Annotated in this window: 9 protein-coding genes and 1 pseudogene; 1 reads left to right on the forward strand and 9 read right to left on the reverse strand. The window is 63.3% G+C overall.

The genetic code is table 11. From position 1 onward, the window contains the following. Positions 1 to 36: 36 nt before the first annotated feature. The 6 genes from pbN1_RS13025 to pbN1_RS13050 all read right to left on the reverse strand — a co-directional run bounded on the left by pbN1_RS13025 (position 37) and on the right by pbN1_RS13050 (position 12155). Positions 37 to 4227 carry a beta strand repeat-containing protein gene (locus pbN1_RS13025; protein WP_169202940.1) on the reverse strand — a complete coding sequence of 1397 codons (4191 nt, stop codon included), beginning with the start codon at positions 4225 to 4227 and terminating at the stop codon, positions 37 to 39. Positions 4228 to 4808: 581 nt separating this feature from the next. Next, positions 4809 to 5789, reverse strand: a complete 981-nt coding sequence (locus tag pbN1_RS13030; RefSeq protein WP_169202939.1) for an acyltransferase family protein — start codon at positions 5787 to 5789, stop codon at positions 4809 to 4811. Continuing rightward, positions 5789 to 6808 carry a class I SAM-dependent methyltransferase gene (locus pbN1_RS13035; RefSeq protein WP_169202938.1) on the reverse strand — a complete coding sequence of 340 codons (1020 nt, stop codon included), beginning with the start codon at positions 6806 to 6808 and terminating at the stop codon, positions 5789 to 5791. The genes pbN1_RS13030 and pbN1_RS13035 overlap by 1 nt, the downstream gene beginning before the upstream one ends. Next, positions 6805 to 9783: a glycosyltransferase gene (locus pbN1_RS13040; RefSeq protein ID WP_169202937.1), complete on the reverse strand. Its 2979-nt coding sequence runs from the start codon at positions 9781 to 9783 to the stop codon at positions 6805 to 6807. Before pbN1_RS13040 ends, pbN1_RS13035 begins: the two co-directional genes overlap by 4 nt. 303 nt (positions 9784 to 10086) lie before the next feature. After that, the gene (locus tag pbN1_RS13045; protein ID WP_169202936.1) at positions 10087 to 11364 is read right to left on the reverse strand and encodes an ABC transporter ATP-binding protein; all 1278 of its coding nucleotides are present in this window, start codon (positions 11362 to 11364) and stop codon (positions 10087 to 10089) included. Beyond that, on the reverse strand, positions 11361 to 12155 hold the full coding sequence (locus pbN1_RS13050) for an ABC transporter permease (protein ID WP_169202935.1): 795 nt from the start codon (positions 12153 to 12155) through the stop codon (positions 11361 to 11363). The genes pbN1_RS13045 and pbN1_RS13050 overlap by 4 nt, the downstream gene beginning before the upstream one ends. Positions 12156 to 12681: 526 nt before the next feature. Between pbN1_RS13050 and pbN1_RS13055 the strand changes: the two genes are divergently transcribed. Then, on the forward strand, positions 12682 to 15924 hold the full coding sequence (locus pbN1_RS13055; RefSeq protein WP_169202934.1) for a S8 family serine peptidase: 3243 nt from the start codon (positions 12682 to 12684) through the stop codon (positions 15922 to 15924). Positions 15925 to 16046: 122 nt separating this feature from the next. Here pbN1_RS13055 and pbN1_RS13060 read toward each other — a convergent pair. The 3 genes and pseudogenes from pbN1_RS13060 to pbN1_RS13070 all read right to left on the reverse strand — a co-directional run. Further along, positions 16047 to 16178: pseudogene (locus pbN1_RS13060) on the reverse strand (IS3 family transposase); the annotation flags it as partial. A 34-nt stretch (positions 16179 to 16212) separates the two neighbouring features. After that, positions 16213 to 17613: a TolC family outer membrane protein gene (locus pbN1_RS13065; protein ID WP_169202933.1), complete on the reverse strand. Its 1401-nt coding sequence runs from the start codon at positions 17611 to 17613 to the stop codon at positions 16213 to 16215. 2 nt (positions 17614 to 17615) lie between these two features. After that, positions 17616 to 18881 carry an HlyD family type I secretion periplasmic adaptor subunit gene (locus pbN1_RS13070; RefSeq protein WP_168954823.1) on the reverse strand — a complete coding sequence of 422 codons (1266 nt, stop codon included), beginning with the start codon at positions 18879 to 18881 and terminating at the stop codon, positions 17616 to 17618. Positions 18882 to 18967: the final 86 nt, after the last annotated feature.

Below are 18967 nucleotides of genomic sequence, written 5' to 3' on the forward strand. Positions count from 1 at the left end.
GGCGACCCGCGATGGGTCGCCCTGTCCTGATGCCGCTTACACCGGCACGGCGAAATTGTCCGCCGTCAGCGAGGCCACGCCGGTCAGTTCGATGGCCATGTCGCTGTCGTCGATGACGCCGTTGTCGTTGACGTCGACATAGACGAATTGTTCGCCGGTGACAAAGACCGCGTCGAGGTTGGTGTCACCAGACGCCAGCGCGGTGTTGGCGAGCGTCGTGTTGGCGAAATTGCCGAGGAAGACGATGTCGCCGGCCAGGCCCGCTTCAGCCAGCACGCCTTGCAGGTTGATGACGTCGCCGCCGAATCCACCTGCGAAGTTCGTGATGACGTCGTGGTTCAGACCGGTCGATTCGGCCTGGCTGACGTAGACATAGGTATCGACGTCGGTGCCGCCGGTCAGCGTGTCGCCACCCAGACCGCCGGTCACGATGTTGGCACCGTTGCCTGCGTTGATGAGGTCGCTGCCGTCCCCGCCGACGATGACATCGTCGCCGCCGCCGGTCGTGACCGTGTCGTTGCCGGTGCCGGCGTCGACCGTGGCGGCTTCGTCCAGCACACTGCCGTCGCCGAGCGTGATCGTGTCGTTGCCCGCCCCGCCGTCGATGTCGTGGCCGGTCGGCCCTTCGACGCCGAACAAGCCATGGCCCCCAGTGATGATGTCGTCGCCCGCACCACCGATGATCGTGCTCGCGTGATCACCGACGGTGACGTTGAAGCGGCCGCCACCGGTCGTTTCCGCGGACCCGTCGAACGAGAACCACGTCGTCTGATCGGTTGCATCGACGTTCAGCGTGCCGCCGTCGGCCACCACGGTATCAGCGCCGACGACGAGTTGCATCCACTCGTAACCGTTGGGTCCTTGCTCGATGACGACGTTCTCGAAGCCGGTCACGCCCGTCATATCGGCGGCTCCGCCAAACGTCGAGGTCAGCGTCAGCGTGTCGTTGCCGGTGCCGCCCGTGAGGGTGTCCGCCGCGGTGAGCTGCGTCTCGGTCGCGAAGACGCGAAGGTCGATCGCATGCGCCGCGTCGAGCGTGTCGTCGATCGTGTCCGCGCCGTTCGACAGGTGGATCGCGACGTCGCTCGCAAAGCCTTCGATCAGCGTGATCGTGTCGCCATCCACACCGTCGTTGCTGAGCTGGAGCGTCTGCAGGCCCGCGGCCGTCGCGATTGCGCCGAGCGTCAGGTCGTTGCCGCCCGCGTCGAGGTTCAGGTTTTCAACGGACGACCACTCGAAGAAGAAGTCGTCGTTACGGACGCCGAGGCTGTTGGACAGATCGACGGTGTCGGTGCCTTCGCCGCCGTCGACCAGGTCGGCGGCGCTCAGTTCTGCCGCGTCCCAGTTGAACAGATCGTCGCCGGCGTCGCCGTAGACTTCGTCGATGCCGCCCATGGCATCGATTACGTCATTGCCTTCGCCACCGCGCAGCACGTCGTCGTTGCCGAAGCCTTCGAGGTAGTCGTCGCCCGCGCCGCCGTCTGCGATCAGGCGGCTGGCGGCGTCGTAGAGCACGACGTTGTCGTTGCCGCTGCCGCCCTCGACGGTGACCACGTCCGCGACGTCATCGAGGGCGATGGCAACGCCGGCCGTCGTTCCGGTCGCATCGACCAGTTCGAGGTTCGGGGCGTTGACGTTCAGGAAGTTGAGGCTGACGTCGCCGCTTAAGTTCAGCGTCGTGAGGTCCGCAGAGAAGAGGTTGTCGATGTCCAGCGTGTCGTCCGTGCCGGAGCTCGTGTGCTGCGCCGCGATATTGAGCGTTTCGGTCGTGTCGGCGGTGATCACGCCGAACGAATAGGTGTCCGCAAAGCCGACCGAGAATTCGGCGAGATTCAGGCCGAGCGTCGCGGTGTTGGTGCCGTCGTCCGGCGTCTGCGTCAGCGTGAAGTTCTGGCCTTCGGTGTCGCCTTGAACCAGCGACATGTTGACCGTGACGTCGTGCGCGACGTTCGTCAGCGCGATGTCTTCGCCGGAGGTGTTGCTGTTGAACGCGTACGTGCCGACGCCCGCCGCGTTGGCGCCCGAGATCACGCCGTCCAGGCTGCCGCCGTTGTCGCCATAAAGCTCGAGCGTTTCGACGCTGGTGACGTTCGCGAACGCTCCGATGGCGTCAACCAGGGCCAGCCGCTCGACAATCAAACGGTCGCTGCCGTCGCCGCCTGCGATCGCATGACCGGCCGCGTTGCCGAAACCGTCCTCGAGGCCGTTGCCGCCATAGAGTCCGACGTGGTCGTCGTTGTCACCGACGCTGATATTCGCCGAATCGACCGTGCCGTAGACGTGAACCATGTCCTGGCCGGCGCCGCTGGTGAAGAGCAGCGAGCCGACGGAATCGATGTCTAAATGATTGTCCCCGTCACCGAGCGCGATGTCCGCCGAGCCGACGCTGCCGAGACCCACGTAATCGTTGCCGCTGCCCGCGGCCACGCCGATGCTGCCGACATCGTCGCCGACCAGGGTGTTGTCGCCCTCGCCGAGCGCGAAAGTCGCCGACCCCAGATCGTCCGTTGCGATATAGTCGTCGCCCGCGCCGGTCACGACATTGACATCGCTGCCGTCACCCATGAACAGTTGGTTGTTGCCGTCGCCGAGGTTCGCGTCGAGCGTGGCTGCGGACGGTTCGATGTTGACGACATCGTCGCCGGCGCCGGCGGTGATGACCGCGTCGATGCTGGACGCGGCAGCGACCCCGAGGAAGCCGTCGGGCACTACGCCGCCGAGGATGTCCAGGTTGTTCGCGCCTTCGCCGAGTTCGACCGTGAGGTTCGCGTCGCCTTGGACCTCGATCGCGACATCGTCGTCGTACTGGCCGGTGGCGAGCGTCAGCGTCTGGCCATCAGGCGTGACGACCGTGAGGTTCTTGTCGTCGCTCTCGTTGCCGGTGAAGTCCGCGGCAAGCGTGTCCGCGCTCGATTCGACGACCGTCGTCAGCTCGGTGCCGTTCGCGCCGCCAGTGACGTTGAGCGTGCCGAAGCCGCCCATCAGCGCGAAGTCGTTGTAGAAGGCCGGACCCGCGGCGGCGTCGACGAGGTTGACCGTGCCGACGGCTTCGTCGATCGACAGCGTCGGCTGACCAACAGCGCCGGCCGATTCGCCGAATTCGTTCACCGAAATGTCGACCGCAGCCGGGACGTTCTGATTGTCGAAATCGACGTCGACATTGCCCCGAACATCGTCGATCGTGACCGCGATGCCCGCCTGCAGGTCCTCGATCGCGATGTTGCCGGTGCTCTTGACGATGCGCAGATCGGCCAGCGCGCTGTCGAAGTCGGTCATGCTGACGCGCACTTCGTCTCCTGCGGCGGAGGCAACCGCGCGCAACTCAAGGGCCTCGACGTTCGCGACGTTCACTCCGGCATAGGTGGTGTCGGCTTCGTTGAGCACGAGACTCAGAAGATCCGCGCCTTCGCCGGCGTCGATCGCGTCGCTCGGATTGAACGTCGACGAATTGCCGATGACCTTGTCGTCGCCGGCGGTGTCGGCCGTGCCTGCCGAGCCGATGAGGCCCGGGATCAGGTCGTTACCGGTGGTCAGCGTGAAGGTCTGGCCAGCGACGGGGGCGTCGTCCCCGAACGCGGCGAGGATGCCTTCGATGGTCGGCGTGTCGGCCAGGTAGGCATTCGGCGCATCCATCGTGGCGTCGTCTTCGGTGACGCCGGCGATGATCGCCTGAGAGGCCTGGTACACCGGATCCTCAGCAAGGGAGGCAGGGTCGAGCGGATCGGTGCCCGGTGACAGGTTCGAAGCGTCACCCATTTCCTGGGTGAAGTTGAGCGCGACTGCGGACTTGTTGGTCAGGCGATCCTGGCGCAGGAGCGCGTCGGTCTTCTCCTGCTCGGTGATCTCGCCGCTGGCGACGAGTCCGTCCAGTGTTTCGGGGGTGATGGTAAGCAGGCCATAAACGAAATCGGCGACGAAGTCGGAGCGGGACAGTTCGCCGCTTTCGATCAGTCCGAGCCAGTGCGCTTTGCCGTTGGCATCGGCAGGGGCGCCGCCGATGTTGAGGTAGATGGCGTCGATGAAGGCAGCATTGCCCAAACCCCCGTAGAGGCTATCGAAGCTCGGGTGCTGTGCGAACCCTGCGGCGATGTCGCGCATCAGCTCAAGATCGTTCAGCCCGGAGTTCGCCGCTTCGGTTTCCCAGAAGTTCAGGCCATCGAGGTCGGGGGCCCGATTGAAAAACGCAACATACGCCGCGGCGATTTGTTGTTGAGTTGTTACAGCCATTTATGCTCCTTAGCTAGTTTTTGTTGGTTAAGCGGGACGGCACAGAGGAAAAATATGCAAAAAGTGTTACCGGAAGACCTATGAACTGTGGCGAACTCCCTTTGAAGCAGCGGGTATCGCGCCATTTCGTTCGGGGAAGTCGTCCGCGCAATCGCCATGCGATGATACTCCTGTTTTTTACCTTAATCGTTCGTCGTGTGTCAAATTTGCTTACACATTCATATTAGTTACCGCAAAGAGTATGCATTGAATATCCTGTTTGGGCGGATGCGGCGGGCACACATGCGTGCTTGCCCTGCAATGGCAGATAGGGTGACGGCTCGACGCCTGATAGGTGACTGCTGCCGGCGGCTTCAGGCCCGGTGCGTCTGCGACTTTAGTGCCCGCGTTCGCTTGCCTGGCGCGAGATTGAGTGAAGAGCGCCCGAAGCGCTGTGGGGGGAGCGCAAGTGAGCATGACCCTCGCGACTCGTCCCTGATTGGGTTATCGTCAAACTGGGCGACATGCAGCCTGGCTGCTGCTCCGCAAAGATGGGCCGGATGCTCGTTCAGTTCGCTGACGAGCATCCGATTGCACGGCCGTCAATACGGCCTGCGGGGTGCGCTTGCTGTCATATGTCGAAAACGCCTCCACAACGGGCGTTCCACCCCGTGGTGGCTGAGAAAAGCACAAGCGGTCGCAAGACCCAGTACGGTGGCGAAGGCGCCCGCAGTGAGAATCGGAGGGTTCAGCTCCAGCAGCCACGTGACGGGAAAATGCCACAGAAACACGCCATAGGACAGGCTCGCAAGCTGCTCATCGAAGGCCTTGAGCCGGCCTCGCGGCTGGATTCTGCGTAGCCCTTCCAGCACGGGCACCCCCAAACTGACGCCGAGGGCGACTTCCTGGTTGAACGGTATGTAATGTCCGGTCCACCGCAGCAGGACGGTGTAAAGCACAATGACGGCCCACAGCGCCAGCAATGCTGGGCGCAGCGCCGGCCGGCGCAAACCGGCTCCGGCGAGAAAGATGAACAGGACGCCCGGCAGCAGGCGGTAGCCGAAGTGGTCAGCGTCGAGCCATTGCAGCTGCGCTGCAGTGAAGACGAGCAGGCTGGCGAGGATGGCGCCGCCCAAACGTGCAGCGGTGAGTCCTGCCAGCCAGGGCGCGAGCAGGTAGAACTGGATCTCGACGGCGAGCGACCACGCTGGGGGAACGAGAGCAAAGCCTTCCTTCCCTGTGTACATGAAGTAGGCCAGTGGCAGCACGACGAGGTTGATGACCCATTCGAGCGGCCCGGGCGCCAGGGCCAGAAAGGGGGATTGTGCTCCTGCTGCCCATAACAATGCGGCAGCGCCGAGCGCAGCATAGTACTGTGGCAGCACGCGCCAGAGTCGATCGGCATAAAACTGCCGCAGCGCATGCGGCTGGCTGCGCCATTTCTCCCACAGGCCGCCGACGACATGGCCGGCGAGCAGGTAGAAGACGACGACCGCTGTTACGCCGGGATTAAGGCCAGAGACGCTATGACCGAGATGGCTGGCCAGTACGAGGCAGGCCAGAACGAAGCGCAGCGAGCCCATCACTGGCCGGCCGGCGCGGGGGCGTAACCGAATACGGTGTAATTGGCATACAGCCGTGTGGGATCGTCGGCGGGTACGCCCGGCATGGGGTCGGGGAGGTTGTAGAGGATGCGAACCCCTTGCAACCCCAGCCATTGCAGCACGAAACCAAGATAGTTGTCCGAGAGCGGTTTCTGGTGGGTGGGGTCAGTGTAGAAGCCGTTGATCGCAAGCGGGTGGCGCAGATTGATGGTTTCGACAAGCAGCAGGCCGCCGGGAGCGAGACGAGCGACACACGCTTCGAGCGTGGGGAGTAGGTCTTCGGGCGGCAGATGCTCGATGACTTGCAACAGCGTGATCGCAGCAAAGCACTCGTCAGTACGTTGCAGGAATTCGGCCGCCGTCGCGTGGACAACGTCAAGGCCTGCGGCGACGGCACGCTGCACTTCGGTGGCGGAAAGGTCGATCCCCACGCCCGGGATGCCCTTGTTGCGCAAGAAGGCGAGGAATTCTCCGGCGCCACAGCCGATGTCGAGTATGCGCAGGCCGGTTGCCGGGACAGGGCCGTTGCTGCCCGGCAGCAGTGGCAGATAGGCCGCATACTGCTGCTGCAGGATGTCGGTGTGCCCGCCGCCCATTTCGCTGTAATAAGAGTAGAAGGCGGCACGCTTTTCGGCTGGCGCAAGATTGCTTAGCGACCGGCCGATGCGCCGCTCGGCAAGTTCGATCCAGCGCGGGGCCGGCGCCAGCCACGTGAAATCGATAGGCGCGGGGTGGTGCAGACGGGTCAGCGGCTCGAGACGGGCTTCGAGCGCGCGTCCGTGCGCTTCGAGGGCGCGTCCGTACGCTTCGAGCGCCCGGTGTTGTGTTTCTAACACCAGGTTCCGTGCTTCGACCGTAGCGCAGTGCGTCTCGAGGCTGTCGAGGCGCTGGTTGTGCGCGATCACTCCCGTTTCGAGCCAGTGCAGACGTCGCGGCAGACCGCACAGCCAGCGCAGCGGGGCGGCGAGTCGAGCAAGACCGGCTTGCAGGAGCCTCATGCCTGACTCAATACGAACGGTCGCAGTGGCGGAGGGAAGGTGCCGGGGCTCTGTAGCCAGTCGACAATGGCCCGGACGATGGGGAGCACAGGACAAGAAGACTGGCTGTTTTCGAGGCGGGCAGCACGATGGGCGAACAAGCCCGGCAGCGGCAGCTCGGGCTGGCTCGCAGACAACGTCAGCCAGGCATCCTGGTGGCCCGGCAGCAAAGGCTCTTCCGGTAAGCCTTCGGGAATGCCGAGTGCCGCGCAAACACTCGCGCGATTGGTGCGCCATGCGCTATCGACATGCTCGACGCATTCCATCAGCCAGGGTGTGGGCAACTGCCGCACGAATTCGGGAAGCCATTGGCGAAGAAGCATCGGTGACATGCCAGTGATGTCGAGCAGCAATCGGGGCGGGCGGGTATCGAGCCGGTTGCGGGCGATACAGGCGGCAATCTCGGTGCATTCGTCGGGACTCAGGCTGGGGCCGGCGTCGAGGTTGGCAATGTCGTCGAGCAATCGCGATTCGCTGGCCAGCGGCGCATTCCGATAAAAGGATTCGATGGCGTCTGCATAGCAGCGTGCAGCAAGTCGCGGGGCGTGTTGTTGGCAGACGAAGTCGTGTCCCCGGCGGGCGAGATCCGCACGCAATGCTGGGTCGTCGAATAGTCGCTCGAGCGCATGGGCAAGCGAGGCGATGTGCAATCGATCGGGCAGCTTGATGGCTACATCGTCGGGCAACTCGGCTGCGCTGCCATGCGCATTGAACACCAGTGGCAAACGATAAGCCAGACAGTCAAAAATGGCAGCCGAGGTCTCGCCCCGCGACTGGGCGCGTAACTGGACGCCGACGTCGGCCGCAGCAAGCCACAGCGAGTAGTCCGCAGGGCTGACGAACCCGGTGATGCGGATCGCGGAACCGCTGCCGCGACGTGCGGCTTCGACCTGCATGCCGTAGTCTTCGGACGGATGCTGGCCGACAAAGACGAGCTGCGCCTGTGGGTGGGATGACAAGGCCGAGCCCTGCCAGGCCTGGATCAGTTCAAGATTCAGCTTGGTCGGTGCCATGAAGCCAAAAGCGCAGACGACGAACGCCTCCGCGTCGAGTCCGAGCCGTGTGCGCGCATCGGCCCGGGAGGGCGTAGACAATGCGCGCCGGGCGAAGGGTACGTACGCAAAGCGCGCCGCATAGCGCGAACCATAGTCACTCCCGGCGAGTTCGATGCTGTAACGCGAATGCACGAGCACACCGAGCGCGAAATCGAGTATCGAACGATTGGCGGCATAGTCCATTTCCAGCGCCATGGCGTCGCGCTGCGCCAGATCGACGAGCGCGGCATAGCCGTGCGTGCGGAACAGGCTGTTGCGGAAGGCGTGGGTCTCATGACCGAACGTTTCGGCGTAACGCAGCATGCCGCTCAAAAAATAGTCGTGCAACATGACGACGCCTGGATGGCGCCGCAGTAGCGGCAGCATGTGCACATGGAATTGACTGTTGCCGATATGGTAAAGAACGCGGTCGTAGTGGTCGGCGTGGCGCTGGAACCATTCAGTGCTGCGCACCGGGAAGTTCGCCTGGAGCCAGTCTTCGTCGAGTGGCGTGGCGTCGGTGACGAGTTCGATCTCGTAATGGCGGGCCAACTCCGGGAGCAGTTCTGCGCTGTAATCGGCAATTCCGCTGCGCTCGTTGGGCAGCGGCGAAAAATAGGCCAGGCGCTGCCGCGGGACCGACACGACCGACGGGGCGATGTCGGCCCGCGCGAGCGGCGGGGCGATGGCCTGGAAGGCTTCGAGCGCGCGGCTTGCCGTCGCCCGCCATGAAAACTGCCGTGCGCGCTCGAGTCCGTGGCGGCCGAGTTGTTGACGAAAGGCGTCGTCACGCAGCGCGTGTACGATGGCGGCGGTGATGGCTTGCTGGCTGGTGGGGTCGAACAGGGCGTCCGCCCGGCCGATGACCTCGGGAATGCTGCTGCGATCGGCACCGATGGCAGGCGTGCCGCAGGCCATCGCTTCGAGGACCGGCAGGCCGAAGCCTTCATGTAACGACGGAAACACGAACAGCTTGGCAAGGTTGTAGAGCCTGACGAGATCCGCTTCCGGCACGTAGCCGGTCAGAACGAGTTCGTCAGGCAACATCCCGCGATTCCGCGCTTCTTCGTGCAGACGCCTCTCGTCATCCGGATTGATGCTGCAGACGATGACGAGCTGGTGGCGTGTGCGCAGGTCGGCGGGGAGCATCGCGTAGGCGTGGATGAGCCCCTCGACGTTCTTGCGGTAGTCGATGCCGCCGGTGTAGAGCACGAAGTCGCGGGCGATGCCAAAGCGCCGACACAGCATACGTTGTTCGTCGGGGGCAATATCGACGGGCACGAAGTGCTCGTCGATCGCTGATGACATGTTGACGACCTGGCTCGCGTCGATGCCGAGCGCCGCAATGGCCTCCTGACGCGAACTTTCGGAAATCGCGAGCAGCAGGTCAGCGTTCCTGAGCGCCTGCAGGCGGCGGTAGTACCAGTGCCGCGTGGCAGGATTGGCCAGATACACTGTCTGATGAAGATAAGGGATCAGGTCATACAGGGTCACGGCCACGCGCTGCATTGCGCCGGGGGGCGGCTCGATCGAAACCACCGCATCGTCGCCCAGCCCTTCGAAGAGGCTGCTGACGTGCACGATGTCGGGGTTGATCTGGCGAATGGCATGAGCGCGAATGCGTTCGGCAATGCGTAGTCGTGTGAAATTGGACGGGTCGAGGTAATGGCATCCAGCCGGCAAGGAGATGGTGTGGATGTTTGCGGCGCCGACCAGCGGGGAAAAAACGTCGCGGAGACCTGTCACGGTATCGGGGAAGCGATCCGATAGCAGCACGCTAACGCGATGTGTGCCTGCCGCTACCCCGGCCATCGCGCGGGCCAGCGCCAGCGAATAGCGGCCGATGCCGCGATTGCGGCTGCCGAGGGTCTGACAGGCCTGCAGATCGATCAGGATATGCATGTCAGCTCCGGCGGCGTGCGTGCAGGGCGTGCTGCAGCCGATGTCTGACGTGATCCAGGTCGGAAGTCGTGGCGCCAAGTGGACGGGGCGGGTCTTCCGGGAATCCCGCGGTCACGATGGGAGCGGGAGCGGGGGCGGGGCTCAGTTGCCGGATGAGCCACCGATTGACCCCCGGCAGGAGCGTCAGCACGCGCTGCGCGAGGCGATGTAGTCGCGGATGGGCCTGTGTGACGCGCATAAGTGCAAACAGCGCGGAGCGCGTTGCCGAACGAAACCGCATGCTGGTGCTGTTCATGTGCAGGATCAAGATGGGACCCGTACCGGTGCGTCGACACCGGCGGTCTGCCGCGCAGCGGGCGCGTGACGGTCGATGGCGATGGCCGGGTTCATCCAGTTGCAGCCGGCGAACGGAATGCGGGATCCGTTGATGACCTCGAACACGAGGGCGAGATCGCGCCATTCGTAGTTGTTCTGATGGTGGTTCTCGCTGCTCGTCAGCGCCGTCGAAACGGAATATGAGCCCGGCCCGAGCCGTGCGTCGAAGCTGAACCGGAAGTCCATCATTTCGCCGGCTTCGACGTCATGCTGGACCAGGTCCTGAAGATGCGTGTTGGTGCCATAGATGGCCTGCCCAAGGCGGTCGCGCAGCATGTAGCCGAGCACGAGCCGTTCGATGGGGGCGATGGCGCGAGCCTGTATGTGCAGGCAGACCTGCTGGCCCACTTCGACGATGTCGACGGGCGTGCCATCGACATCGAGCAACTCGATCTTGGTGACGGTGGCTTCGCCGGTGCCGGAGAGTGTTTGCGACCGGCCGCCGTCGTTGTGCACGACGCGAACGGTGTCGATGCCTTGCTCGCCAATGATGGCATTGTAGAAATCCATGGCCTCGGCCGGCTCGGCGTCCTTCACGATGCGGCCTTCATGCAGCACGAGGGCGCGGTCGCACAGGCTCATGATCGCGGCGCGATCATGCGAGACGATCAGCAAGGCAGTACCCTTCTCGCGGAATTCACGGATGCGGTTGAAGCTCTTGTGCTGGAAGTAGGCGTCGCCCACGGACAGCGCTTCGTCGACGATCAGAATGTCCGGGCGAAACGCGGTGATCGCGGCAAAGCCGACGCGCATTTGCATCCCGCTGGAATAGACTCTTGCCGGCTGGTCAAAGTAATTACCGATCTCGGCAAAGGCTTCGATCTGTTCGATCACCGAACCGATCTCGTCGGGTAAATAACCCATGAGCGACAGACTGTGCCAAGCGTTCTGGCGACCGGTCAAGGCGGGATTGAAACCCATGCCGAGTTCGAGGATGGAGCCGACCGTGCCGACAATACGGATGTGACCTTCATTGGGCACGAGTGTGCCGGTGATGAGCTTGAGAAGTGTGCTTTTGCCCGCGCCGTTCTGCCCGACGACGCCGACCGCCGAGCCTGCCGGAACGTCAAAACTGATGTTTCTGAGCACCCAATGCTCGTCGCGGGCCTTGATCCGTTTGTCGAACCAGGAGCGGACCCGCTGCGATTCTGACTTATAGGTCCGAAAGGCTTTGCCGAGATCGATCACACTGAGCACGGCGTTCATAACATGTCCACGATTTCGGGCTTGGCACGGCGATAAAGCGACATTGATAGCATCAGTAGCCCAATGCCCAGCACCAGCACGGCAGACACGCCAGTGAATGAAGGCATTTGATGGAATACGAGGATGCTCTGGTAGGCGCTGCTGAGGTGATACATGGGGTTGAGCACAAACAGCCAGCGATAAGCTTCGGGAATGGTCTGCTCAGGATAGACGATCGGCGTCAGCCAGAAGCCGAACTGCAGAATGACCGGCACGATCTGGCCGACGTCGCGCATGAAAACGTTGAGCGTGCCAAGAATCAACCCGAGACCAAGGCCGAACACGACGGTGGTCATGACGAGAAGCGGCAGAAACAGAAACTCTGTACCCGGAAAATGACCCACCAGGCCGAAAATGAACGTGATGGCAACCAGCAGGAGAAGGTTGTTGGTGAGAGCCGATCCACTGACGATTAGCGGCAGGCAGATCGCAGGGAAGGCAATTTTCTTGAGCAGATGGGCGTTGCTGACAAAGACGTTGAGGCAACGGTTGACCGTCTCGGAAAAGAGCGTCCACGCCAGAATGCCTGCAGTCAGATAAATCGCATACGAAAAGCGGTTGTCGATGCCGGCTAGCCTGGTCGACATCAGGGATGACAGCACCAGGGCATACATCAACACCTCGATCAACGGGTGTAGCAACATCCAGAGCCCGCCCAGCCGACTGCCCGCGAACCGGATGCGCAGTTCGTTGAGAATCGACGAGAGAATGAAGCCGCGGTAGGTCCATGCTGAGCTGATGTTTTGGATCATCTGTACGGTTCGTTCTATGGGCCAAGTAGGCCAAGTACTCGCGTAGCTGCAATCTGTGCGGCCACGCTGCGGCAGTCAGCGTGCCTGCCCGACACTGTGTTACAGACATCGAGCGTTTTAGCCACACAGCGTTGTCGGCTGTATGCGTGGCGATCTCCAGCCCGCGTGCGATGGTGTGAGTCTGCGATTGGCCGTCTACTTACAGGGGCCGAACTATACCACCGCGCAGCGCGGTATCGTCATGCGGATCCATGCGCAATCTCGCGCCCCGTGCAACCTCGGGGAGGGGGATTGGCTGGGGGTGGGAACCGGCGCACCGCTGGACATGGGCCTCGATGGCCGGAAGCCTCAATCCTTCGTAAACTATCCCCTATACCCAAGGCTCGAATCGCAAGTAGAATCGGATAAATTTGATTTGCATAGGAAAGGCGGCGTGAATTGCATGCTTCAACGCTTCCGGGGGCGTACTCTCCTGGTTGGTTTCGCTACCTCCGCGTCGTGCCGGGGGGCGTTGTGGTTCGGGGTAATGCTCATTCTGTCCTGCCTTTGGGTGCCGCCAGCCAAGGGAGCCTTGCTGGGCAAGACACACTATTCGGTCGGGCTTTTCGACGCAGCCGAGGACATTGTGCGGCTCAACCGTGAAGACCAGGCCGCACTATCGGGCAACGCAGAGATTTCCATCATCGTCGAATACGAGGACGATGAGGTGCTACCAGCGGTTCCCGGCGCGTCAGGGGGCTTGAAGCTGCCGTTCGAGGCTGCTGAAGTACTGGAAAGACGGGCGCGCACCTACCGTTCGCGCAAGGATCAGGTACTGCAGGCGCTCGACAAGCGTCTGGTTATCGAAGTGCGTGACTATAAACACCTGCCGATGAGTGTACTCCGCCTGCATACGCCGGAGGCGCTCGCCGCATTGCTGCGCCAGCCAGGGGTCAGGCGAGTGCATTCGGACGTCAGGCTCAAGCGCACGCTGTCGGCGAGTCTGCCGCTCATCGGCCAGCCGTCGGCGGTCGCCACGGGCAGAACCGGCAGCGGTACAGCCATTGCGATCCTCGATACCGGCGTCGATTACACCCACCCGGCTTTCGGGAGCTGTGCGGCGCCGGGGGCGGGATGCCGTGTTGCCTTTGCACGGGATTTCGCGCCCGATGATTTTGTGCGCGATGATGCGATCAGGCACGGCACCAACGTCGCTGCGATCGCGGCAGCCGTGGCACCTGGCGCGCGAATCGTTTCGCTGGATGTGTTCGATGGCGAGTACGCTTGGTCGAGCCACATCATTGCGGCAATCGACTGGGTCATCGCCAACCGTGCGGTGCATAACATTGTCGCCATGAACCTCAGCCTGGGGGCGGGGAGATTTCCTGTATCCTGCGGTGCGGATGTCTTTGCCGCGCCGATCAACCGCGCCCGCGCGGCGGGGGTGCTGGCTTCTGTGGCTTCGGGTAACGACGCCTACAAGGCTGCGCTTTCCACGCCGGCGTGCGTGCCTTCTGCCGTTTCGGTCGGTGCGGTTTATGATGATGCGCTTGGTACGATGCGTTGGGGCAACTGCACCGACACGCAGTCCCGGGCAGACGAGACTACGTGCTTTTCCAACAGTGCCGATTTTCTTGTGCTGCTTGCTCCCGGGGCAATCATCAACGCTGGCGGCATTGCAATGGGCGGGACATCCCAAGCCGCTCCGCACGTGGCCGGAGCGGTTGCGGTGCTGCGTGCCCAGTACCCCGATGAATCACCGGACGCGATCGTTGCCCGCCTGACGAGCAGCACGGTGCGCATCACCGACACCAATGGCATCTCCACACCCCGTCTCGATCTGTTGACGGCGCTTGATCCGCCTATAGATGCACAGCCAGTGACCATCGGAAGATCCGGCACGGGCTCGGGGCGCGTAACCAGTACTCCGACCGGGATCGATTGCGGTAGCGTCTGCACCGGCTATTTCCAGTTGCATGGTCTCGTTACCCTCGAAGCATACCCCGAGTCGGGATCTGTCTTCGCCGGGTGGGAGGGGGACTGCTCTGGCACTTTGCCTTATTGCGCCATTGCCTTGAATGCGCCGAAGTCGGTTACGGCGCTGTTTTCCAGTATGGGTGACGGAGCCTCCCTGTCGGATGCGCTCGACATGCCCGATGCCGTATGGGATACGTCGGGTGAGGCTCCCTGGCACGCCGAGGTACGTTCCGGCCGGCTTGCCGCACGGAGCGGGCAAATCGGTCATGGGCAATTGTCGCTGCTGCAGACCTCGCTTGCCGGACCCGGCATCCTCTCCTTTCAGTGGCGCGTCTCGTCCGAGAGGGGCTATGACTACCTTGATCTATACATCGACGATGGCTTTGCCAACGGGATCAGCGGTGAAACCGACTGGCGAACCGTTTCCATTCCGCTCGGCACCGGTAGATATACTCTGAGTTGGGTCTTCAACAAGGATAATTCGGTATCCGCCGGGGAAGATGCCGCTTGGGTAAACGAGGTGAACTTCGTTCCCACCATGACAGGAAGCGCCAACCTGGTCCCCGTTCAGGTTGGCAGCTCCGATGTCGGGCAGCCCGGCGGAGCGATCGCCGTCTCGGCAACGATTTCCAATCAGGGGGAGGGAACCGCCCTCCCCTTCCTGGTCCGCTATTACCTTTCGCCCGACAGGGTGATCGATGCCGGCGATCTGGATACGCTTCAAGGGTGCACCATCGTCGGCCTGGCACAAGGTGGAAACGTTGACTGCAGCGGAAGTGTGGTGATCCCACCGGACACTCCGCCCGGCACCTACTACGTGGGCATTCTTGTCGATCCGGACAACCAGGTTGCGGAAACCAGCGACGAGGACAACGGATTGGCCGCTTCCAGCGAGGTAACCATCTCCCTCGAGTTGAGTACGGTCACGGTCGTTCCAATCGGTGCCGGACTTGGCCGTGTCACGACACTGCCGGCCGGCATCGACTGCGGTACGAACTGCAGCGCACTATTTCCGGGAGGCTCGGCGATCGCGTTGCGTGCCGTTCCGGTATCCGGGTCAGCCTTCGCCGGCTGGAGCGGTTCCTGCAGCGGCATGCATCCTGAGTGCAGCATTGTTGTAGATGGTGATGCCAGCATCGGTGCCAACTTCGTGCTGTCGGGTGTCGATGGTCGTGCGCTCACCCACAGGCAGGTGATCGCTGCAATGTATGCAGCCTTCTTCGATCGCGCGCCCGACGCAGCGGGGCTGGCGTTCTGGTTGGACAACATGGGCGCAGGCCAACAGGGAAGTGACATTGCCGCCGGTTTCGCTCGGCACCCTGCATTTGCGACGCTTTATGGAGGTCTGAGCAACTCGACCTTCGTGGAGCGGATATATGTCAACATGCTTGGGAATGGCGGTGATCCCGATGGCATTGCCTACTGGACCAGCCTGCTCGATCACGGGCTGTCGCGATCGTCCATGGTCGCAGGACTGGTCGAGGGGGCAATGCTCATCGATCTGGATGCCATGTACGCGAACGGGGAACTGTCGCAGTTCGAATATGAGCGCGCTCTCGTTCGTCAACGACAGATCACCAACAGAGCGGTTGTCGGACAGTACTTTGTCGAGCAGTTTGGCGCGGTCTCCGACCTTGCCGCACAGACCGATCCGCTTGATCTGGCCAGCCTCGAGCGTGACCTCGCCTACCTGGCCTCGAGAGCTGTGCTGGCTCTTGTCGACGACACCGACCTGTCGGTGGTCCGGGCGAAGACCGCTATCGATTCCGCATTGACCGCACCCGACCCGAGGACCGCACTCATAGATGCATGACAGGCATCTGCGGCACGCACCAAAAAAAGTGATAGTGATAAACAGGCTGAAGTGTCGGCACGGTGTCGTGCCGATCTTCCGTGCGATTCCAGAAATTTCAGGCTGTTGAAGAAGCCGCTCTGTTGCGCATCAATCCAGGCGTACTTCACAGGGCATCTTTCGCGCAGTACGCCATCGCTTTTTTTATATATTTCGCATTCCATCCGGAGCTGGGCAGTCTCGGTCCGCAAGCGCGACAGTTCCACCTGCTCCGGCATGGCCATATCAGAGTAGCGGGCGGGGCAGGCCTCAGTCGCTGTTCAGGTCGATCGCGACATCGGCGAGGAAGTCGTTGGCTGTAGCGATCGCAGCGTCGTCGAGTTCTCCGGCAGAGGCTTTCAGTTCGAGCAGGCCGAGGACGAATTCGGCGTTGGCGCGGGCACGGTTCTGGCGGGCCTCGAACAGCTGCTGGCGGGCGTTGAGGACGTCGATGAAGCTGCGCGTGCCGGCCCGCAGACCTTTTTCGGTGCCGACGAGCGCGGCGGCGGCGGAGTCTTCGGCGCGGGCGAGGGCCTGGACGCGCTGGCTGGCGGCCTTGAGGCCCTCGACGGCACGCGCGCTGCGCAGGGTGATCTGTTCGACGGTGGCGTCGAGTTCGGCTTGGGCGCGTTCGAGCCGGGCCGCTGCCTGGCGGGTGGAGGCGGTGACGTAGCCGCCGGCGAACAGCGGAATGTTGGCCTGGAAGCCCCACAGATTAGTGTGGGTGCGGGTGCCCAAGGTGCTGATCGAATCGCTTTCGGCGAGTTGGCGCTGGGCGATGAAATCCAGCGTGGGGTAGTGGCCGGCGCGCTGCAGGCGGGTTTCGTCGCGGGCAAGGTCGACGGCGAGGCGGGCAGCAGCGATTTCGGGATTGCCGGCGAGGGCGGCCTCGCGCCAGTCGTCGATGCGGTTGGACAGGCTGCCCAGTACGAGGCGGTCGGCGTCGATGGTGCGGATGGCGTCGACTGGCTCGCCGATCGCGGCTTCGAGCGTGCGGCGTGCGGCGTCGATGCCGTGCCGGGCTTCGATGAGCTTGACGCGGGCACTGTCGAGACGGGCTTCGGCGTCGAGTACGTCGGTGCGCGTGGCGGTGCCGGCGGTCAGCCCGCGGGTGGCCGATTCGAGCAGGCCTTCGAGGGCGGAAACTTCGGCGCGAGCGAATTGGGCAACGGCGTCGGCGAGCAGGCAGTTGAGGTAGCTTTCGCCGACGCTCAGGATGAGGCTGTCATGCGCGAGTTCGACCTGTCTGCCGGCATGTTCGACGCGGGTATCGGCCTGGCGATACTTGATCCAGCTGTCGTAACGGACGAGCGGCTGGCGCAGCGTGACCGAGTAGTTACTGCTGACGTAGTCGCTGTCACGGCTGGTATTTTGCCCCAGCGCGTTCGTCTGCGTGATGTCGGCGCGGTTATCGGTGCGCGAACCGCTGGCCGAGAGTTGCGGTAGCAGGCCGGCGCGGGCGCGCGGGATTTCCTGCTGCATGGCGGCGTACTCGGCGCGAGCGGCGCGGTACTTGGCCTCGGCAAGCAGGGCGCGATCGACCGCGGTGCGCAGATCGAGCGTGGTGGCGTGAGCGAGACCGGCACCGGAGCACAGTCCCGCCGCGGCGAGCAGGGACAGCAGGCGGCGCAAGCGCGGCCGCGCTGCGATCCGGGAGAGCGTCGGGCGCATGGTCAGTATTCAGTCATCGCCGATGACGCGCGGCGGATCAGCGGCCGTACCAGGTAGTCGAGCAGGCTGCGCTCGCCAGTCTTGATGACGGCCTCGGCCGACATGCCCGGGACGAGGACTTTCCCCTCGAGGTGCTTCATCGTTTCCGGCAGGACTTCGATACGGCCGAGGAAGTAGGGCTCATGGGTGGCGGGATCGGTGAGGCGGTCGGCGGAAATCGAGGTGAGCCGCCCTTCGGTCACCAGCTGGGGCGCATCCTGGAAGGCGTGAAAACGGACGTCCGCGATCAGTCCGGGATGAACGCTATCGACGAGATGGGGTGGAATGCGCACCTCGAGCATCATCTTCTCGTCGGCGGGAACGATGTCCATGGCCTTGCCGCCGGGCGGGATGACGGCCCCGACGGACTGCACCTGCAAGCCGACGACGGAACCCGTGACCGGTGCCACCAGGCGGGTGCGGAGGAGGTCGGACTGGACGGCGCCGAGACGTTCCTTATACGCCGGTGCGTCACGCGAGATGTCGGCCAGTTCGGCGTCGACGCGCTGGCGAAAGTCGTTTACCCGGGCCTCGCGGCGTGATGTCGTCTCGGCCACGCTGCTGCGGTTGGCGGCAATGCCGGCTTCGAGGTCGGCAATCTGGGAAAAGACATCGGCGGCGAGACGCTCTTCCTCGAGCAGGCGATTGCGCGGCAGGTAACCTTCGGCAGCGAGACCGCGGCTACCGGCGAGCTGTTCCTCGATGAGACGGTATTGTGCGCGACGCCCGGCAAGACGGGCTTCAAGGCCGGCGCGCTGGGACACGAGCGACGAGACGCCATTGTCGATGGCGCGCAGCTCGGCTTGCAATGCGTTACGGCGGCTGACGAAAAGCTGTTCCTGCATCAACATTTTCTGCCGGGCGCTGCCGTCTTGCGCGGCGGCCTCCTTCAGCTCGGCCGGAAACGCTATCTTGTTCGCGCCTTCCCGTTCGGCCTCGAGCCTCGCTTTGAGTGCGAGAGCTCCGTGATGCTGGGCCTTGACTGCTTCGAATTCCGCACGCAGGCGTGAGTCATCCAGTTCGATCAGAATCTCTCCGGCCTGCACACGCTGTGCTTCACTGACGAAAACCCGGCGAACGATGCCGCCGCCAAGATGCTGGACGGGCTTGCGCTGGGACTCAACGACAATGGCGCCTTGCGCCGGCACGCCCTCGTCGAGCGGCGCGAAGGCGGCCCACAGCAGGAAACCTCCCAGTCCCAGGACGAGAAAAGCAATGCCGAGCCGCATCGGGCGGGCGGGATCGCCGGAAAGGTCAAGGCCGTCTGTCGAAGCCTCCAGAGCGCGGGAACCATCATCTTCCGATGCCGTGGACG

This window comes from Aromatoleum bremense (genome assembly GCF_017894365.1).
In the GTDB taxonomy this organism is placed as follows: domain Bacteria; phylum Pseudomonadota; class Gammaproteobacteria; order Burkholderiales; family Rhodocyclaceae; genus Aromatoleum; species Aromatoleum bremense.